The following is an 18,233-nucleotide window of genomic DNA, read 5'->3' as shown; positions in this document are numbered from 1 at the left end:
GATCACGCTGGACACGGCTTCGATTTTACTCGCTTTTGAAACTGACGACGCGATGACTGCCATCGCAGAAAGGCTTGTTTTTAGAGGCTCCGCAGCGGCAGAGATAGGCCGTGGTACCCTCCCAGGCGACCCGGCCGGTCGCGGCGCGAATCGTCAGGTTGCCGTCGAGCCGCACACAGCCGTCGGGCATGGGTTTCACGGTCAGCGGTCCGCCGGTCTCGGTCAGCCCCGGCCCTTTCTCGCCCACCGCGCCAAAGTCCTCGAACCTGGCTTCCAGATGACTGTTATCGCAGAAGGGCTTGTTTTTGGACGCGCCGCAGCGACACAGCGCCGCGCGGGTGCGCAACCCGGGTTGATCCTCGGCGACGCCCTCGATCCGGAGATCGCCGGTCAGATAGAGCGGACCGTTGTAGACGACCGTCACGGTATTTTCGGCGGGCGCCGACTCGGGCAGCCCGGACTTGTCGGTATAGCTTAGCGCGCCGCTCGGACAGCGTTCCACCACCTCGCGGACCTCCGCACTGCTCGCCGCATTGGGGATACACCAGGGCTCTCGCCCACCGACGAAAAGATCGCCCTTGGCCTGGCCGCACTCCCCGATATGAATACAGAGCCGCTCGTCCCAGCGGACATCGATCTCCTCGCCGGGATAGTCGATCGCCTGTTTGTCGCTCATGCCGATTTCCTCATCGTGACGTTGTGAACGGAACGGAGATCGGTCGCACCTCGGGTTGCAGACCGAAATCCGTTCACTGACTTGTGCGAACGACTCGCCCGAGTTTCAATCCATGTCCCCCGCAAGAAGGGCTCACGATCGCGTGGCGCCAATCGAGGCGACCGTGAGTAGGAACCCGCTTGCGGGCGACGGGCGGATCGACCTACGGCAGGCGGCCACCGTCGCCACGCTCCTGCCCACTCACGACATTGACCAGCCAAAAGACATGCATCAAGCCCATGATCGCGTAGGGGCCGGCGATCCAGAGTGCGTTACCGAGCGGCTCAACCGCTCGGCAGCGGAAAAATCCGACAGGCTGCTCGCGGTTGAACTTCAGACAGGCCAACGAATCCCATTTCCTGTGACGACCAGACCGGTCGCATCGGCAATTCAGTACGCGCAAACGCCCTTGCCTTGGCGGGCTGGACGCCAACCGTCCGCTCCAGCCCGGACGGGCAGCGGCTGGTCATGACCCGACCCATCTCCCCGTCAACTGGAGTCTTCGCCATGAGAACCAATGCCGTCCAACCGAATCGTTCGACCCTCGTCAGCGCACCCACCATCCGTCGCGCGGATCTCGCGGAGCCGCTCGACTGGCTCGCCGCCGGCATCCGCTCCTTCGCCGCGGCTCCGGCCGGCAGCCTGCTTTATGGCACATTATTCGCGGCCGCCTGCTGGTCGACCCTGGCGCTCACCAGGTCGCTGCCCTGGTTCGCCCTCGCCTTTCTGACCGGATTGATGCTGCTTGGCCCCTTCCTGGCCGCCGGGCTCTATGTCGCGGCGCGTCAGCAAGATGCCGGCGAACCGATCAGCATCCGGGGCAGTTTCGCGCTGCTCTGGGAGCGGCGGACCAATCTCAGTCTGTTCGCGCTCTTTCTGGGTCTGATCGCCGCGGCCTGGGTACGGCTATCGGCGCTGCTGTTCGCAATCCAGTTCACCACGCTGTCCCCAAGCACGAACGATTATCTGGGGCTGCTCTCCGGACACTTCGATCCGGTCGTGACCGGCTTTTTCGTCGGCATCGGACTCCTGCTGGCCGGCACCGTCTTCGTCACGAGCGCGGTGGCCATCCCGATGATTCTGGATCGCGACGTAGGCCCGATCACCGCGATGCAGACCAGTTATCGCACCGTTCTGACCAACTGGCCCGCCATGCTGCTCTGGGCCGCGCTGATCGTCCTGCTCAGCGGGATCGGCCTACTGACTCTGTTCGTCGGGATGATCCCGCTCTTCCCGGTCCTCGGGTATGCCACCTGGCACAGCTATCGGCGGCTGGTCGCCTGACACGACATGAAGGGTCGCGACCCGGCGCGACGTCAGCCTGCCGTCACGCCAGTCGCGACTCGCCGCCGCCAACCCGATCCAGCCATTCAAGACACTGGTATCGACCTGCCATTGTCGGTATAAAGCCCGATAAATGAGCTCAGACGACATGGATCGGGTTATGGATAAACAGTGTCTGAACGACAACGCCCACGAACAAACGGCCGAGGAGCGCCTGCGCGAGAGCGAGGTTCAACTCCAGGCGATCTTCGATAACGCCTTCGTCGGCATCATGCTCCTGACCGGCGAGCGTCTCATCGCTCGCGCAAACGACCGTGTTGCCCAGATTCTCGGCTACCGGGATCCAACGGAATTGATCGGTCTCAGCGTCCGCTCGCTGCATCTGTCCGAGGAACGTTTCGTCGAATTCGGCAAGAGATTCTTCGAGCCGCTGCGCAACCGCGAACAACCGCATGTCGAATATCAGTTGAGACGCCGGGACGGCAGCCCGTTTTACTGCTCGCTCTCGGGCAGGGCGCTCGATACCGCCGTCCCCGCCGATTTATCCAAGGGCGCGATCTGGATCCTCGACGATATCGACGAACTCAAGCGTATCGAGCGCGCGCTGCGCGAGAGCGAGGCCCGCTACCGCGCCCTGTTCGAGTCCGCCAGCGAGGGGATGCTGATCATCCGCGATAGCCGTTTCGTGTCCGCGAACCAGGCGGCTCAGCGCATGCTCGGTCTGAATCTGGTGGATGGCCGCTGCGATCTGTCGCCCGCGGAACTCTCGCCGCCCTACCAGCCAGACGGTCAGGAATCCGCCGTCAAGGCCGGCCAGTTGATCGAACTGACCCTGCAACAGGGTGCGCATCGCTTCGAATGGGAACATCAGCGTGGAGACGGCGGGCGCTTTCAGGTCGAGGTCACTCTGTCGCGGGTCAGGCTCGACGACAAGGATGCACTGCTGGTGAGTTGGTACGACCTGAGCCGTCAGCATCAGATCGACTATCTCAGCGACCACGACCAACTAACCAATCTGCCCAATGCGCGCCTGCTGCGCAAACGCCTGATCCAGACGCTCAATTTCGCTGGCTTCGCCAATGCCAGGGTCGCCGTCCTGACGCTCGATCTGGACGGCTTCAAACACGTCATGGACTCCCACCGGCATGAGGTCTGGGAGCAGGTGCTGAAGACTCTGGCGAGTCGGCTCGTAGCCAACTCGCCACCCGCAACGATTGTGGCGCGCATCAGCGGGGATGTTTTCACCCTGGTGCTGGAGAACGCGGTCGATAGCGCTTGGACAACCCAGCAGGCCCGGCGGATTCAAGACTGCCTGTGCGCGCCGCTCCCGCTGCTCAATGGCGGCGAACTCTGCATGACGGTCTGTATTGGCGTCGCGCTCTATCCCGACGACGCGCACGATGCCATCGAATTACTGCGAGACGCGGGATCGGCGCTGCATGCGGCCAAGCGCGCCGGCCCTGGCTCCCTCGCCTTCTACACCCCCGAGATGACGGTCTCCTCCGCCAATCGGCTGCAGCTGCTTCAACAGCTTCGTCAGGCACTGCAAGAGGACGAGTTCGTACTCCATTATCAGCCGAAGATCGATCTCGCCACGGCGACCATCATTGGGGGCGAGGCGCTGATTCGCTGGCGGCGCCCGGACGGTGCGATGATCTCGCCGGGAGACTTCATCCCGTTGGTCGAGACCACCGACCTGGTGCATCCGGTCGGGCAGTGGGTACTGCGAACAGCGCTACACCAGATGCGCATCTGGTCGGCCGCGTCGCTGCCGCCCCAGCAGGTGAGCATCAATATCGCCGGGCCTCAATTCGCGAGCGAAACCCTGCCGGACGAAATTGCCGCCATGCTGGCCGAGACTGGGATCGCGCCGCACCTGTTTCAGATCGAACTGCTGGAAAGCCTGCTGCTGGACGATCCGGAGAAGGCCCGCCGTCAACTCATCGCCATCCGCAAACTCGGCGTCACCGTGGCCCTGGACGATTTTGGCACCGGCTATTCCAGCCTCGCGTATCTCAGCGGTTTTCCGGTCGACATCCTCAAGATCGACCGCAGCTTCGTGAACAATCTGGCCGAGGACGCGGGCAACCTGGCGATCATCCGCGCGACCATCGCCATGGCCCACGGTCTGGGCATCCGCGTGGTCGCCGAAGGGGTGGAGACGGACGCCCAGATTGCCCTCCTGCACCGCCTTGGCTGCGATCTCGTGCAGGGATATCGCACGGGCAGACCGATGCCGGCCGGTGACTTCGCGCGCCTGATCGCGGCCGATCCCGTGACGATGCTGCCGCCCGCGCTCATCAAGTTGACAACCCAGGGCGTGCTGATCGTCGAGGACGATCCAGTACAGCGCCGGCTCCTGAGCGCGCAGCTCGCCAATCAGGGTTTGGCGATCTTCGCCGTGGATTGCGCGGAGGCGGTGTGGGAGATTCTGGCCGACGAGCAGATCTATTTGTTGATTGCCGACTACGGCCTGCCTGGGATGGATGGCATTACCCTGATGGAGCAAACCCGCGAACGCCATCCGGACATCGTCCGCATCATGCTGTCGGCGGCCAGCGAGGCCGCGATCCCGTCTGGCGCCATCAACCGCGGCGGGGTGTTCCGCTATCTGACGAAACCCTGCCGCACCGAGGATCTGCGCGCGGCGGCGCACGAAGGCGTGCAGTTGGCCAGGATGCTGCGACAAACGCAGAACGAATTCGCACCGCGGAGCGAGATGCCACCCCCGGTCAACCGAGGCCAGCCGCGGCCTTGATTTTTGAATCGCCAGCCCAAGCCATTCCGAAGCGACGAAATTCACGCGAGAACAAGATGCCGACAGAACACGCCTTCCGCCCATTGCAGCGCCCGCGCTCCCGCACCGCCTGCGGACTTTCGCTCACCGCTTTGAGTCTCATCCTTTTCTCCTCAGCGGGAACCGCCATGGACCAGGAACAACGCATCGACGACAGCAGCCAGCAGGCGCTGGCCGTCACCATCTATAACGACGATCTTGCACTGATCAAGGACCAGCGGAAGGTCACGCTGGAGCCCGGCGAAAATCGCCTCGCCTGGCGCACCGTTTCGGTACGGATCCGCCCCGAGACGGCCTTGCTCAAGGAAACCACGGGGCAACTCGCCCTGAGCTTGCTGGAACAGAATTTCGACTTCGACCTGCTCACGCCCGCCAGTCTGCTGAAGAAATACGTCGGTCGCACGGTCCAGGTCATCCGCGCCAACGACGCCGGCGAGCGGACCGTCGAGACCGCCACCGTGCTGGCCGTCAACGACGGCGTGGTGCTGCGCTATGACGACCGCATCGAAACCGCGGTGGTCGGCCACCTCGCCTTCCCCGATGTCCCCGAGAATCTGCGCGATCAACCCACCCTCGTGCTGCATCTGGAGAGCGCGCAGGCCGGCACGGGCAATCTCGAACTCTCCTATCTGACCGGCGGCCTGTCCTGGAAAGCGGATTATGTGGCCGATCTCGCCCCGGACGGTCAGACCATGGATCTCAACGGCTGGGTGACCCTGACCAACGACAGCGGGATCGCCTATCGCAAGGCGCAGGTCCAATTGGTAGCGGGCGAAGTGAATCAGGTCCAGGAGATCATGCCGATGCCGCCCATGGCGCGCGCGATGGCCCTGCCCGCGGCGGCGCCCATGCCGGAGGAAGAAAGTCTGGCGGAATACCATCTCTACACCCTACCCCGTCCGACCGACATCCTCCATCAGCAAACCAAGCAGGTCGCGCTGCTGTCGGCGCCCAGGGTGCCATTCGTCAAGGAGTTGATCGTCAGGGGGCAACCCTACGCCTACCAGACGCAGACCGGGGATGGCTGGACCAAGCTGCCGGTCGCGTCCACGCTGAAGTTCGTCAACCGGGACGGCAGTCTGGGGATTCCGCTGCCCAAGGGCGTGATTCGGGTCTATTCGAAAGACAGTCGCGGCAACGCCCAATTCATCGGCGAGGACGCCATCGACCACACCCCGAAAAACGAGACGGTCGTTCTCAAGCTTGGCGAGAGCTTCGATGTCACCGCGCGCCACAAACAGACCGGCTTCAAAAAGCTGGGCGGCTCCACGGCCTATGATTATGCCTATGAAGCCGCCTTCGAGCTGGAACTCAAGAACGCCAAGCCCGAACCGGTGACGGTCAAGGCGCTCGAAACCATCCCCGGCGATTGGGAGATGGTCAAGGAGAGTCAGCCGCACACCAAGGAGGCATTCAATCTGGCGTCCTGGCATGTCGAGATCCCCGCGGAAGGTTCAACGACGCTGAGCTGGCGGACGCGGATTCGGCATTAGGGAGACTTTACAAGCCCGCTTGAGGCTGTCGACGAAAGCCTTTATAATGCCGCGCTGATTTGCCGATGTAGCTCAGTTGGTAGAGCAACGCATTCGTAATGCGTAGGTCCGCGGTTCGAATCCGCGCATCGGCTCCAAAAAATCAATGACTTACAAGCGCAAGGATCGCGCTAGTTTGCCTTAAATCGCCTAAATCGCGTCCTGTAGTGGTACCTAGATTGGTACCTGACAAAAAAGAGCAATCTAAGCGGTTCCGGGCTTCGCGTTGCATCAGTGGTACCTGACTGGTACCTGCCCACAAAAAACCGCCACGCGGTCTATCCTAGCCACAGTCGGCAGCATCAAACCCCGATCCAGCGCCGCGACTCCGGGTGTAGCATCCGCCCCATTTTGTTACTTTATAACGCTCCAGCATTGGACCACGCAGGCGGATCGATAGCGTTCCATCGGCGATGACCTTCGATGATCTGGGAGTCGCCTTCGATCTGGTGGACGATCAGCGCCGTGACCGCGCGGTGTGTCGGTCGCCTATCATCGTTTCTTCCTATCGCTTAAAATTTAACAATAGATTTTTCCGACATCCGCGCTTATATCTGTACCCGGTGCGCTCACAAACAGTACGTGTTAAATTCGCAAATATCCCCCCCTATCGCGAGAAGCCTCATGGCAAAACGCAGCCGTCCAGGCCGAAACGAACGCGAGCGCAGGCCGATTCCTCCACCGCTTTAGACACAAAAAAACCCGCCGACTTGGCAGGTTTAGCGCCCGTCTTTCCGGGCTGTCGGACCACCCCATCGACTCACTTTGGGATTCGTTTAACCCAGCCAGCCGCCCTTGTTCTGCACTACCTGATAGACGCGCGGCGGATCGGGGCAGGGTCCGGGTTCGCTGGGGCCATCGCGATACGGCAACCCGGAATCGATGATCGCCTGAATCAGCGCGTCGATTTGTTCGGCGAATTGGGGATGATTGCCGCGCCACATGTTCGCTTCCATCCGCAGGTTATCCAGCGTCAACGGCATGGAGTCGCTGGAAAACCGATCTAGGACTTGGCGCAGTTCGGGGCTGATGACGGCTTTCATTTCAGCGTTTTGCACGGAATTTCCCCTTTGATGTTGCCGTTTCCGCGCGTTTCACGGATCGCGCGAGTTTTTCGAGAAGGGACCGGTCCTCCTCGCGTTTCTCAAGGTATTCCAACCGTGCGCGGTTGAGCGCCCGCGCGGTTGATGCGTCAGTCTCGATTGCGTCCATCCGGCTGGTGAGTTCTGACAGGATTCCGCGCAGGGCTTCCTTTAATTCTTCAATGTGTTCGCCGGTCGTCATCGGGTCGTCCTCATCAAGTCGGATTTGTGCAATTCAATTCGCGCCGCTTTCACTTGCTCTGCATCTTCCACAACCGGCAACGCTACCTGTAGCGGCCTGCAAACATCCGCGGCCCGACCTGCAAACATCGCAATTTTCGACCCGAATTAACTGCAAATATCGGGGGTCCAGGACCCGGATTATTTGCAAATGAGCCGACATTAACTGCAAACAGCCTGCAAACATCCGCGCCGGCCCAGATTATCTGCAAACGACGCCCGCGCCTTTCTTGACCAACGGGTTGGCGCTGATCGGCCGCCGTCGCTGGAGGATCAGTCGCCGCCGCACGGTCATCCAGGATCCAGGTGAAACCGTCTGGCCGCCGGCGCGGCGGGCGGGCGCAGTCCTGCCGCCCCTGCATTGAGCCGCACTCGCCGGCCACTATCGGTTCGGCAAAACGAGGGTTTTTCCGGACCGTCAGCAGACCGCCAGTGCCACCCGACTGCACCGCCTGAAACCCCGGTCTCACGGTCCGGATAACCGGTTGTGGAAATCTGCGACCGCTTTTCCTAAGCTACGACGAGTAAATCAAACCACCAGCCCCTCGCGGAGCGGCAGATGGACATCGGCTATGCCCGTGTCAGCACCAAAGACCAGAGCCTGGACCTGCAGGTCGACGCCTTGCGCCGCGCCGGGTGCGCGAAGGTCTACCAGGAGGTCGTCAGCGGCGCCAAGGTCCCGCGTCCGGTCCTCGATACCCTGCTGGGCGAGCTGCGCCCGGGCGACGTGCTGGTGATCTGGAAACTCGACCGTCTCGGGCGTTCCCTGCGTCACTTGGTCGAACTGGCTGGCGTACTGCTGGAACAGCAGGTCGGGCTCAAGAGCCTCAACGATCCACTGGACACCACCACCTCCCAGGGTCGGTTGGTGTTCAATTTGTTCGCCGCGCTGGCTGAATTTGAAAAGGATCTGATCCGCGAACGCACCCAGGCCGGGTTGGTCGCTGCGCGTGCTCGCGGTCGCCTGGGCGGGCGCCCCAAGGGCCTACCGCCCGAGGCTGAGAAAACCGCCTGCGCCGCCGAGACCCTCTACCGCGAGCGGCGCCTATCGGTGCGCGAGATCGCCGCCCAGCTTGGCATCGCCAAAAGTACCCTCTACGACTACCTGCGCCACCGCGGGGTGCCGATCGGCACCCCGGGCCCGGCCGCGCAGGGCCGTTAGGGCGTCGCCCGGGAGTGGTGCGTCCATGACGCGTCACCAACTCCCGCCGGAAGCCCTGCTGGACCTGTGCCGTCGGCGCGCCGCATTGGCGCCGCGCAGCCCGGAGCGCCGGGCGCTGATCCAGCAGACGGCCGCTCTGTACGGGGTCTCGGAGGACGCGCTCTATCGGGCACTGCGCGCACGCGCCCGGCCCAAGGCCCTGAACCGCGCCGACCGCGGGGTGCCGCGGGTCCTGCCCCCGGCGGAGCTTGAGCACGACTGCGAGGTGATTGCGGCGCTGAAGATCCGCACCAGCAACAAGAAGGGGCGCCACCTCTCCACCGTCCAGGCCATCCGCTTGCTCGAAGAGCATGGTGTGGAGACCCCCGCGGGGCTGCTGCGTGCCCCGGCCGCGGTGCTGACCCGTAGCACCGTGAATCACTACCTCAAGCAGTGGGGCTTCGACGACCGGACCCTGACCCGGGTCCCGCCGGCGGTGCGCTTCGAGGCCCGCCACAGCAACGACTGCTGGCAGTTCGATCTGAGCCCGTCGGATCTGAAACAGGTCGCGCGCCCGGCCTGGTTCGAGGAGGGCCGCGGGCATCCGCTGCTGATGCTCTACAGCGTGGTCGATGACCGCAGCGGGGTCGCCTACCAGGAGTACCACGGCGTCTATGGCGAGGATGTGGAGGCGGCGCTGCGCTTCCTGTTCAACGCGATGGCCCCGAAGTCCGACCCCGAGTTGCCATTCCAGGGACGCCCGGCCATGCTCTACATGGACTCTGGGCCGATCGGCAAGAGCCTGATCTTCCACCGCGTCATGGACTACCTCGGGATCGAGGTGCGCACCCACATGCCCAAGGACAGCGACGGGCGGCGTCCGACGGCCCGGGCCAAGGGGAAGGTCGAGCGGCCCTTTCGCAGCGTCAAGGAGATGCATGAGACCCTCTACCACCTGCACGCGCCGGAGACGGAGGCCGAGGCGAACGCCTGGCTGCTGCGCTTCCTGATCCACTACAACCGCATGCCCCACCGCCGCGAGCCCCATGCGCGGATCGATGACTGGCTGGCCAACCTGCCCCCGGATGGGGTGCGCGCCATGTGCAGTTGGGAGCGCTTCGGCACCTTCGCCCGCGAGCCCGAGCGGCGCAAGGTCGGGGTCGACGCCCGGGTCTCCCTAGAGGGGACCCTCTACCAGGTCGACCCTGATCTGGCCGGCGAGGACGTGATTCTGTGGTGGGGACTGTTCGACAACGCCCTCTATGTCGAGCACGGTGAGCGGCGCTTTGGCCCCTACGACCCGGTCGGCGGGCCGATTCCCCTGCATCGCTACCGCTCGTTCAAAAAGACCAAGACCCAGCAACGCGCTGAGCGCATCGCAGCCTTGGCTGAACAACTGGCCCTGCCAGGGTCCGTGTGGGGCGGTCCAGCCGCCTCGGTAGGACTGGCGCCAGGGCCCGTCGTCGCGCAGACGCCCTTCGTCGATCCGGACCCGTTCCAAGATCTGGCCTTTCCTACGGCGGTCGCGGCAAAACGCGCCATCGCTGAGTACCTGGGCACCCCCTTGGCCAAGCTGCCGGCAGAGGCGCTGGCCGCGCTTGATGTCGCCTTGGCCGAGTCACTGCGTAAGGTCGACGTCATCGACGACGCGCGGACCCATCTGAAACCCCTGCGCGGAGGCTGACCGGCATGCAGAGCGAGGTGATGAAGCACTTTGGGCTAACCCGCGGACTGCCGCGCGCCGGCTATTTCGAAACCGCCCAGCAACGCCGGGTCTTCGACGATATCAAGATCGCCATCCATGGCGGTCAACTCCTGGCCCTGGTCGGACTGGTCGGCTGCGGCAAGACCACCACGCTGCACCGGCTGACCGAGGCCCTCAAGGACGAGCGCGAGATCCTGGTCTCCCAGTCGCTCGCGGTGGACAAACATCGGATCAACCTTGGCACCCTGATGCTGGCCCTGTTCTACGACCTGTTGACCGAGAAGGACTTCAAGGTCCCCACCCAGCCGGAGAAGCGCGAGCGCAAGCTCATCGAGGTCATCGCCAAGCGCAAGAAGCCGGTCGCCCTGTTCGTCGATGAGGCGCACGACCTGCACCCCAAGACCCTGGTCGGGCTGAAGCGCCTGATCGAACTGGTCCAGAACAACGGCGGCACCCTGTCCGTGGTCCTGGTGGGTCACCCCAAGCTCAGGACGATCTGCGCCGGCCAGCCCTGGAGGAGATCGGCGCCCGGACCACCCTGTTCTGGCTGGACGGGATCAAAGGGCAGGAGTTGGCCTATCTGGACTGGTTGCTGGAGCAATGCGCCCCCGCAACGGCGGCCGATCTGCTGACCGCGGAGGCCCGCGAGCGCCTGGCCGCAGCACTGTCCACCCCGTTGCAGATCGAGCAGTACCTGACGCTCGCGCTGGAGGCGGCCTATCAGGTCGGGCAGAAGCCGGTGACCTTGGAGGTCATCGAAGCCGTCCTGGCGGCCGACATTGATGCCCTGGAGGCGACCCTGACCCGCTACGGCTACAACACCCGGGCGTTGGCCGATCTACTCAACGTCCGCCCGGCGGAGATTCGCTCCTTTCTGCACGGCCAGTTGGCACCGGGGCGGACCCAGGAACTGCATGGCCAGTTACTGGCTGCGGGGCTGCCGGTGTGAGTGTGGCCGGCTCATTCAGCCGTTTGCAGTTAATCTGGGCCGGCGCGGATGTTTGCAGGCTGTTTGCAGTTAATGTCGGCTCATTTGCAAATAATCCGGGTCCTGGACCCCCGATATTTGCAGTTAATTCGGGTCGAAAATTGCGATGTTTGCAGGTCGGGCCGCGGATGTTTGCAGGCCGCTACATCTAGCTGTCTAGCTGAACCTTACCCCGAAGCCGACCTTGCTTTACCCCGCCCAACACCCTGCTTTACCCCGCCCAACACCCTTTTTGCGCCAAATCAACAAACGCGAATCACCCTCATTGCCACCCGCTGACGAGGCTGTTAATCTTGCGCCCATGAGCGGATACCCCCGGACGCGGCGCCTGGCGCCGGCTGGGGGGTATCGCTCCGACAGCATCCAGCATCCCACCCAACCCTCTCGGCTCCCGAGGCCGCGGCGACCGCAAGGCACGCAGCCCTCGCACACCGATGGCCAGGCAGGTATCCGGAGGCATGAGCCCAAGACCGATCCGCCCGGAGTCCGCGCCCCAAGCCCCGACTCCGACCCGATCGCGCCGCCCGCTCAAGCGCCTTTCCGGAAACGCACGCCCCACACGGACGCGCGCCCGCAAACCCATCGCGAGACCGAGAGCCATGATACTCAAGCACATCGCCGCCCTGGCCGTTTTACCCCTGCTGCTGACCGCCTGCGGCAGTCCCGATACCGAAAGCATGCGCGCCGGACTCCAAAAATCCGGCCTGACCGCCGCCCAGGCCGACTGCCGCAGCGACGCCCTCGCCGGAGCGCTCGACGCCGACGCCTTCAACCAGATCGCCGACTATCTCAACCAGGGCGAAAGCTTCGACGAAGCCGCCCAGCGCACCCGCCGCAAATTTGGCGCCGAGTTCCGCGAGCAGCTCACCGCCGTCAAAGGCGCCCTTGCCGCCTGCGGAGGTTGAGCAAATGGCCGACCCGTGCGCGCCGCACAGCCTTCAGTCAAGCCGTTCGTGGTGAGCCCTGAGACTATCGAAGGGTCGAACCGGCTTGACTTAATGGCACAGCACCTGCCCAAACGAACACCAAAAAACAACAAAAATCTCAAAAACACAAACAAGAACGATTTACATTTGCGCAAAACCCGGTTATGCTCTCACCTGAAATCGGACAACGGATCACAGTTCACCCGTGCAGCAGACCAACACTCACGAAGAGGTTCTCGCCAAGGTGAGCGACCTCTACGCCGACCTCACCGACCACGACGGCTATGGGGAACTGCGCATCGAAGTGCGTCTGCTCAAGCGGGGACAGAAAGAAGTCATCGTTCACTGCGGTAAGCAATACCGCTACATCGTGAACCACAGGTTCACGGACGAGGCATAGCGCCAGCAACGGTCGGGGGAGCCCGGCCAGGCGCGCCTGACGGGGCCTGATCCACAGGCTCCTGGACGGCACCGCTCCAGGGATGGGCGGGGCCACGGCGGAAGGCCGGTTTCGGCGACGGCGTGGGGCCGTGTCGAGCGCGACGGTGCGGCGCGGGAAGCGCGCACCGATCGGCATTCAAACCATTGACACAATCCCCGGCATCCGGGCGCCCCGCGGCGGGGGGACGGAGCTCATTCAATCGAGACTGAATGTTATGAAATTCACCCGTATTGCCAAACTCGCCACCCGCCTCCAGAGCCGTCGCGCCAAACGCGGCCAAAAGGGTTTCACCCTGCTCGAACTGCTGGTCGTGGTCGCCATCCTGGCCGCCATCGCCGGTACCGCCACCATCGCCCTGCAAGACACGGACGCCCGTGCCTCCGCCGCCGCGCATGTCGCCATGATGGATGAGTTGAATAAGGGCATCGCGACCTATCGCGTCTTGAACCGCAATGTGCTGCCGAGCGATTGGGATTCACTGCTGCAAGTTACTACGGTGCCGACGCTCACCAACGGCGCCACAGATGATGTGATCACTGGCGCCGAGTGGTACGACATGGTCGCCTTCGATAAGGCCGATTTCACCATCACAGCACTGCCCAATTCTGCGGCAGCGGGCATGTTTGCGGGCGGTATCGAGGGTCTGCGCTACGTCGCCAAGAACTCCAGCTTTACGCCTGAAGACAGCAGCGGAAAGACCTGCGCGACTCCGGAAGCGCTCATCCTGGCGCGGACCAACGCCGTCGTTCCCGGCAACATCTACCTGAGTCCGGACGCAAATGGATGCGGCTTTAGCTATAACTTCCCGAATGACGGCAGCGACTTCAGCGCGACCGCATATGGCACGACGGGTCTCGACGTCGCCATCTGGACAGGCAACTACGAGCGCATCCTGGGCTCGTCCGGCGCCTTGTCCGGCAGCGGCACTGTTCCTGCTGGCAAGCCCATCATGATGGCCGTCGGCATTGGCCCATCATCGACCCTGTTCAAGAACGGCACGCTCGGCAGCATGACATCGGTGCCCGTTTACCGGCATGTCTCCGGCGCGGAGTACAACCGGTTCATTGCCCTCTTCCAGGTCGGAACCACCACCGAAGCAACTGTTGATGCTGGTAGTGGTGCTGTCTCTGATGGCGCTATTGGCGCGACCTTGCCTACCTGGGAAGCTGCCGATCAGGTCAACCTCGTCACCGTCATCGACGGCGCGGGCGACACCAAGGAAGAAGAGCTGGGCGAATGGGATGGCTCGCGCAATACCATCTAACCGGAGCCTAGCTGGGCTCGCTTGAGTCCTAGGCCGCAGGGACGCGGGGCCGCAGGGAGGCGGCCATTTGAATTCCCGACGGGGGCCGGCTGGTCCCCGTCGAACCACAGTGACATCCAGGACTGGCCGTGCCTCCGCAGACCCTTGCGCATCCGGCGCCAACCCATTGAGAGACTGGGGCGAGAGCGGGAGGAGCGGACGCGCCACGCCTCGCGGAACCGAGCACGACACGCATCCCATCCGCCTGTCCCGGTCCCGAGCCTCGCCAGGCCATCGCTGGTTCGCCACCGCCATCCAACTCGGGACACGCATGATCCACGCCCCACTTCGACACCCGCCCGACACCCAGCGCGGCATGACCCTGCTGGAACTGCTGGTGACCGTCGCCATCCTGGCCGCCGTCGCCGGCATCGGCGCGCTCAACCTCACCGGCGTGATCGAAGACAACAAGGAACAGCTCGCCCGCGTCGAGATGCAGGAGATCGCCAAGGCGATCCGGCAGTTCAAGCAGGATACGGGGTATTACCCGAAGCAGGGGCCGTTTGGGTTGGCGCTAACGGTTGGCTCCACGACCTATTCGGGTGGTGTGAATGAATCAACGATTCCCGATCATGCGAGCAGGACTCCCGCGGAAAACGCTGCATGGTTCTATTCACCAGCCAATTTTTGGCAGTTGTTCGAGTGCCCGATCATCACGAACCCATTACCGCCACCTGCGCCTCAATGGCCGGTATGGCTTGGCTGTACTGGTAGCGAAGAACAAAGTTGGGACGCTAGCCGTGGCCGTGGCTGGCGCGGTCCCTATCTCCGGCGCGATTCGCAAAGCCTGGTCGACCTTTCCGATGACCTAAAGACCAACGGCATCGGCAGCCCGATCGAAGATGGCGGCACAGCCAAACTGGTCGCGGAAGCTATTGGGATCGCCGACCCCTTTGGCGACACCGACCCGGTGAAAGCCGACCCGAATTTCGATGTTTTCCATAAATTTGACGACGGATCGAAATATGACCGTTGGCTGCTGGACTGGCGCAGCACACACAACGCTTACCCGCGCGAAGTCGCCATTAACAAGAAAATCAACGGCTATTACCTCGGACGCATAGGCGGACCCTATTTCGTTTTCGACCTAGCAGAAACCCCGGCTGGTCTGCGACCACGCCTCGTCAGCATGGGGCAAAATGGTCGTTACGGCGGCGTCAACGGCGTCGACCCCTGCGAACGCGGCAACAGTGGGGACGAAGGAAACGACCCCGACGACGACCATGACGACATCGTCCTCTGCCTGGAATAACCCAGCCGATGCGCGCGACCGCTACTCTCGCCCCGTTCACGCTGGCTCCCACGCTCCAGCGTGGGAACGAGCGCAAATCCGGGCCTCGGCGCGTGAATCCGTTCATGGTTCGAGTGCCTTGCCACGAATGGCTTCAGGTGGGGTGTTAGGAAGTTTAGCGAGCAGGCGGTCAGGCGGTCGAACGCTCGGAGGATTTCCCGTTCGTCCTGAGGCTCTCGAAGGACGGACGGGAAATCCGGGCCTCTGCGCGTGAAGCCGTTCATGGTTCGAGAACCTCACCACGAACGGCTTCAAGTGAGGTTCGAGTGCCTCACCACGAACGGATTCAGGTTGGCTCACGCTCGCTCCCACGCTCCAGCGTGGGAGCCGTTCGCGACGCTCCGGCGTCGCGTGGCCGATGGGCGGCGCGCCAAACGGACGCACCGCTGGCGCGGTGCGGCGGCATTCCCACGCGGGAGCATGGAAACGCGTGGAACGAGTAAACCAGGGGGGCGCTCCGCGCCCGCGACCTCAGACAACCCGAGATGACAGCATGAAGAACCGCATCAAGACACTGGCCGCGCGCATCGGCGCCCTGAGCCTGGCCCTGGGCCTGCCGCTGATGACGCCGGGCGGCGCGGCGGCGCAGACCGCGCCGGCGGCGCCGGATCAGCCGCCGACCGTCGCACAGCCGCAGGCAGAACCCCAATACCAGGACATCGACATCGACCAACTGATCAAGGGCGCGCGCCCGGAGAAAAAGGGCACCAGCGCCTTCTTCAAGCCCTCGCCGGTGCGCTTCGGCGCGCGCATCAAGCAGGAGCCGCGCAAGCGCGACACCGACTATCTCTACACCGCGCTGAGCTTCTTCCCGCTCGACCCCGAACCCAAGGTCTCGCACCGCATGTTCGTCGAGACGCCGGGCGGTCACATCCTGCCGGTCTATGTCGAGGACACCCAGGTCGAGGGCATCAAGCGGCTCGGCGAGGGCACGGCGACCCTCTTCACCGGCTGGCATGTCTACAACTACTCGAAAGGCCCGGCGATCCTGATCGTCGGCTACGAGCGCGCGCCCCTGGCGATGGTCCAGCCATGAACGCCCGGCCGACCGCGATGGACCGCCCGCCCGCCCGCCGCCCCCAGCGGGGCATGACCCTGCTGGAACTGCTGGTGGTGGTCGCGCTCATGTCCGTGGTCGGCTTCATGGCGCTGTCGCAGGTGGGGGACGATCTGGGGCAGGCGCGGTATCAGGATACGAAGAACCGTCTGGAGATGATCCGCAAGGCGATCATCGGTGACACCTCGCGTACGCTCAACGGACAGCCGGAGATTCGGGGGTTTGTTGCGGATATGGGGAGGTTGCCGCGCAACCTGACCGAACTGCTGACACGGGAATACTGCCAGGGTCATCGCGAGGTTCGGACTCAGACCGATTGCGAAACTTATTATCCCGCCACTCCCAGCAACTGGTTAGAGCTACCCGAAAGCACAATCAATGTTGACACAGGTCTGCGGGCAGGCTGGAACGGCCCTTATTTGGTCGCAACTGCGGATGAGGATGGAGCCCCGGTTTATCGGGATGGATGGGGCAACGACGATGGTACGGATAACTTTGGATGGCGGTTTGATCCGCTTGTACCACCATCAACCCCTTATGACTTAATCATTCAGAGTTATGGCATGGATGGCAAGCCAGGTGGAGATTTGCTTTATGAAGAGGATTACCCGCCTGCGGGTTCAGAGACCCTTGTTTATAATAATGAATATTGTGTCTTAATTACTGATTGGGACGGCACACCTTCTGATGACAACGGCCAAGGGATTACCGTCGATTTCGGCAGCTATGGTTCATCGGTTTCATGCAGCGATGGCGGCTTTGTCGATGCGGCGACTTGCCTACGTTATGGTGGCGCTTGCCGTGTAATAAACTATTGGGATGATGGCATGGATACATCTAATGACTGCAATAATTATGGTCAAGATATAACCACCCAATGGGTAACGCAGATCAATCAAGGATGGTCATGTGATCCTCCCGCAAAAGATGAAGCCCAATGTACTGGAACATGGGAATGGCGAATCAGGCCTGGCGGTGTTTGCAATTTACCCGAGAGACGCACTCCAGCCGACTGCGAAGGTGATGCTAACGGCGTTTGGGTAGCACCGGCAAACGTCTGTCGCAACTCAACAAACGGGGACATTGTTGGCTTCCAAGCTAATGGTGATTACTCTATTGTAGATCAAGCAGATTGCTCTTTGAGTAATCAATTCTGGTCTTTGATGCCGGCCGCCTACATTCTCGGCACCGGCACTGCAAATAATAACCTGTGCCTGCGTGTCGCATATCGTGAAAACGGCGAAATCAAACAGATGCCATCAAGCGGTAGTGGCAATCAATTAGAACTCAACTCAAACGGAAATAGGCAGGTGCATACCTTCACATTTGGGGGCGACACGGATCCATACGACACAGATACGTATCTTCATCTCGGTGAAATGGCCTATAGATTTTACCGTATTGATAATACTGATTGCAGTATATCCCCTTCGACGGTACCAGTTGTTATGACTACATGGCGCCGATTCACGCTCATTCCGGGCACGGTCCGGCTAGTCCTACCCGGGTCTTGGCCCATCAACTAAGCCAAATCGCGCCATGACAACTCAACCCTTACCCCTTGGAAACGCGGCAATCACAACCGATGCGGCGATGGCTCGCCCTTCGCCCCTCGCCCGCTTCGGCTTCGCTCAGGACAGGCATCTCACCGCTGGCGAGCGGGGCTTTGGAAGGCAGCCAACCGGCGCACCCCGACCGGACGCCTCGCCCGTATCGCCCGCCAGCGGGCT

Annotated in this window: 17 protein-coding genes and 1 tRNA gene; 14 read left to right on the top strand and 4 right to left on the bottom strand. The window is 62.6% G+C overall.

Going from position 1 to position 18,233, the window contains the following annotated elements; genetic code table 11:
- Positions 1–25 precede the first annotated feature (25 nt).
- Together THIVI_RS00995 and THIVI_RS00990 are read right to left on the bottom strand one after the other, a co-directional pair.
- Positions 26–676: a CDGSH iron-sulfur domain-containing protein gene (locus tag THIVI_RS00995; RefSeq protein WP_014776782.1), complete on the bottom strand. Its 651-nt coding sequence runs from the start codon at positions 674–676 to the stop codon at positions 26–28.
- 202 nt (positions 677–878) lie between these two features.
- Entirely contained in the window at positions 879–1,061 is a 183-nt protein-coding gene (locus tag THIVI_RS00990; protein ID WP_014776781.1) for a hypothetical protein, read from the bottom strand.
- A gap of 161 nt (positions 1,062–1,222) precedes the next feature.
- On the opposite strand from THIVI_RS00990, the gene THIVI_RS00985 reads away from it, so the two are divergent.
- The 4 genes from THIVI_RS00985 (at position 1,223) to THIVI_RS00970 (ending at position 6,426) form a co-directional block, all read left to right on the top strand.
- Positions 1,223–1,999 (top strand): DUF2189 domain-containing protein, encoded by a 777-nt coding sequence (locus THIVI_RS00985; RefSeq protein WP_014776780.1) that lies wholly within the window; start codon positions 1,223–1,225, stop codon positions 1,997–1,999.
- Positions 2,000–2,147: 148 nt separating this feature from the next.
- A complete protein-coding gene (locus tag THIVI_RS22425; RefSeq protein ID WP_014776779.1) occupies positions 2,148–4,757 on the top strand; it encodes an EAL domain-containing protein in 2,610 nt (869 codons plus the stop codon).
- Positions 4,758–4,813: 56 nt separating this feature from the next.
- Positions 4,814–6,289 carry a DUF4139 domain-containing protein gene (locus THIVI_RS00975; protein ID WP_014776778.1) on the top strand — a complete coding sequence of 492 codons (1,476 nt, stop codon included), beginning with the start codon at positions 4,814–4,816 and terminating at the stop codon, positions 6,287–6,289.
- A 61-nt stretch (positions 6,290–6,350) separates the two neighbouring features.
- A tRNA-Thr gene (locus THIVI_RS00970) sits at positions 6,351–6,426 on the top strand.
- A gap of 678 nt (positions 6,427–7,104) precedes the next feature.
- Here THIVI_RS00970 and THIVI_RS00965 read toward each other — a convergent pair.
- Together THIVI_RS00965 and THIVI_RS00960 are read right to left on the bottom strand one after the other, a co-directional pair.
- Positions 7,105–7,386, bottom strand: coding sequence for a hypothetical protein (locus THIVI_RS00965; RefSeq protein WP_245537343.1), 282 nt, complete (start codon positions 7,384–7,386; stop codon positions 7,105–7,107).
- The gene (locus THIVI_RS00960) at positions 7,373–7,612 is read right to left on the bottom strand and encodes a hypothetical protein (protein ID WP_014776776.1); all 240 of its coding nucleotides are present in this window, start codon (positions 7,610–7,612) and stop codon (positions 7,373–7,375) included. Before THIVI_RS00960 ends, THIVI_RS00965 begins: the two co-directional genes overlap by 14 nt.
- A 597-nt stretch (positions 7,613–8,209) precedes the next feature.
- Between THIVI_RS00960 and THIVI_RS00955 the strand changes: the two genes are divergently transcribed.
- The 10 genes from THIVI_RS00955 to THIVI_RS23235 all read left to right on the top strand — a co-directional run bounded on the left by THIVI_RS00955 (position 8,210) and on the right by THIVI_RS23235 (position 18,029).
- The gene (locus THIVI_RS00955) at positions 8,210–8,812 is read left to right on the top strand and encodes a recombinase family protein (protein ID WP_014776775.1); all 603 of its coding nucleotides are present in this window, start codon (positions 8,210–8,212) and stop codon (positions 8,810–8,812) included.
- 25 nt (positions 8,813–8,837) lie between these two features.
- Complete coding sequence (locus THIVI_RS00950; protein ID WP_014776774.1) at positions 8,838–10,475, top strand: IS481 family transposase; 1,638 nt, start codon at positions 8,838–8,840, stop codon at positions 10,473–10,475.
- 5 nt (positions 10,476–10,480) lie between these two features.
- Complete coding sequence (locus THIVI_RS00945; protein ID WP_245537342.1) at positions 10,481–11,128, top strand: AAA family ATPase; 648 nt, start codon at positions 10,481–10,483, stop codon at positions 11,126–11,128.
- Positions 11,068–11,445 (top strand): hypothetical protein, encoded by a 378-nt coding sequence (locus THIVI_RS25450; RefSeq protein WP_245537341.1) that lies wholly within the window; start codon positions 11,068–11,070, stop codon positions 11,443–11,445. Before THIVI_RS00945 ends, THIVI_RS25450 begins: the two co-directional genes overlap by 61 nt.
- 638 nt (positions 11,446–12,083) lie before the next feature.
- On the top strand, positions 12,084–12,389 hold the full coding sequence (locus THIVI_RS00940; protein ID WP_014776773.1) for a hypothetical protein: 306 nt from the start codon (positions 12,084–12,086) through the stop codon (positions 12,387–12,389).
- A 226-nt stretch (positions 12,390–12,615) separates the two neighbouring features.
- Positions 12,616–12,810 (top strand): hypothetical protein, encoded by a 195-nt coding sequence (locus THIVI_RS00935; protein WP_014776772.1) that lies wholly within the window; start codon positions 12,616–12,618, stop codon positions 12,808–12,810.
- Positions 12,811–13,066: 256 nt separating this feature from the next.
- Positions 13,067–14,116 carry a type II secretion system protein gene (locus THIVI_RS00930; protein ID WP_014776771.1) on the top strand — a complete coding sequence of 350 codons (1,050 nt, stop codon included), beginning with the start codon at positions 13,067–13,069 and terminating at the stop codon, positions 14,114–14,116.
- 310 nt (positions 14,117–14,426) lie between these two features.
- On the top strand, positions 14,427–15,407 hold the full coding sequence (locus tag THIVI_RS00925) for a type II secretion system protein (protein ID WP_014776770.1): 981 nt from the start codon (positions 14,427–14,429) through the stop codon (positions 15,405–15,407).
- 532 nt (positions 15,408–15,939) lie between these two features.
- A complete protein-coding gene (locus THIVI_RS00920) occupies positions 15,940–16,482 on the top strand; it encodes a hypothetical protein (protein ID WP_014776769.1) in 543 nt (180 codons plus the stop codon).
- A complete protein-coding gene (locus tag THIVI_RS23235; protein ID WP_014776768.1) occupies positions 16,479–18,029 on the top strand; it encodes a prepilin-type N-terminal cleavage/methylation domain-containing protein in 1,551 nt (516 codons plus the stop codon). The genes THIVI_RS00920 and THIVI_RS23235 overlap by 4 nt, the downstream gene beginning before the upstream one ends.
- Positions 18,030–18,233: the final 204 nt, after the last annotated feature.

It is taken from the genome of Thiocystis violascens DSM 198, assembly GCF_000227745.2.
GTDB classification, from domain to species: Bacteria; Pseudomonadota; Gammaproteobacteria; order Chromatiales; family Chromatiaceae; genus Chromatium; species Chromatium violascens.
This window is presented reverse-complemented; position numbering and strand designations above follow the sequence as displayed.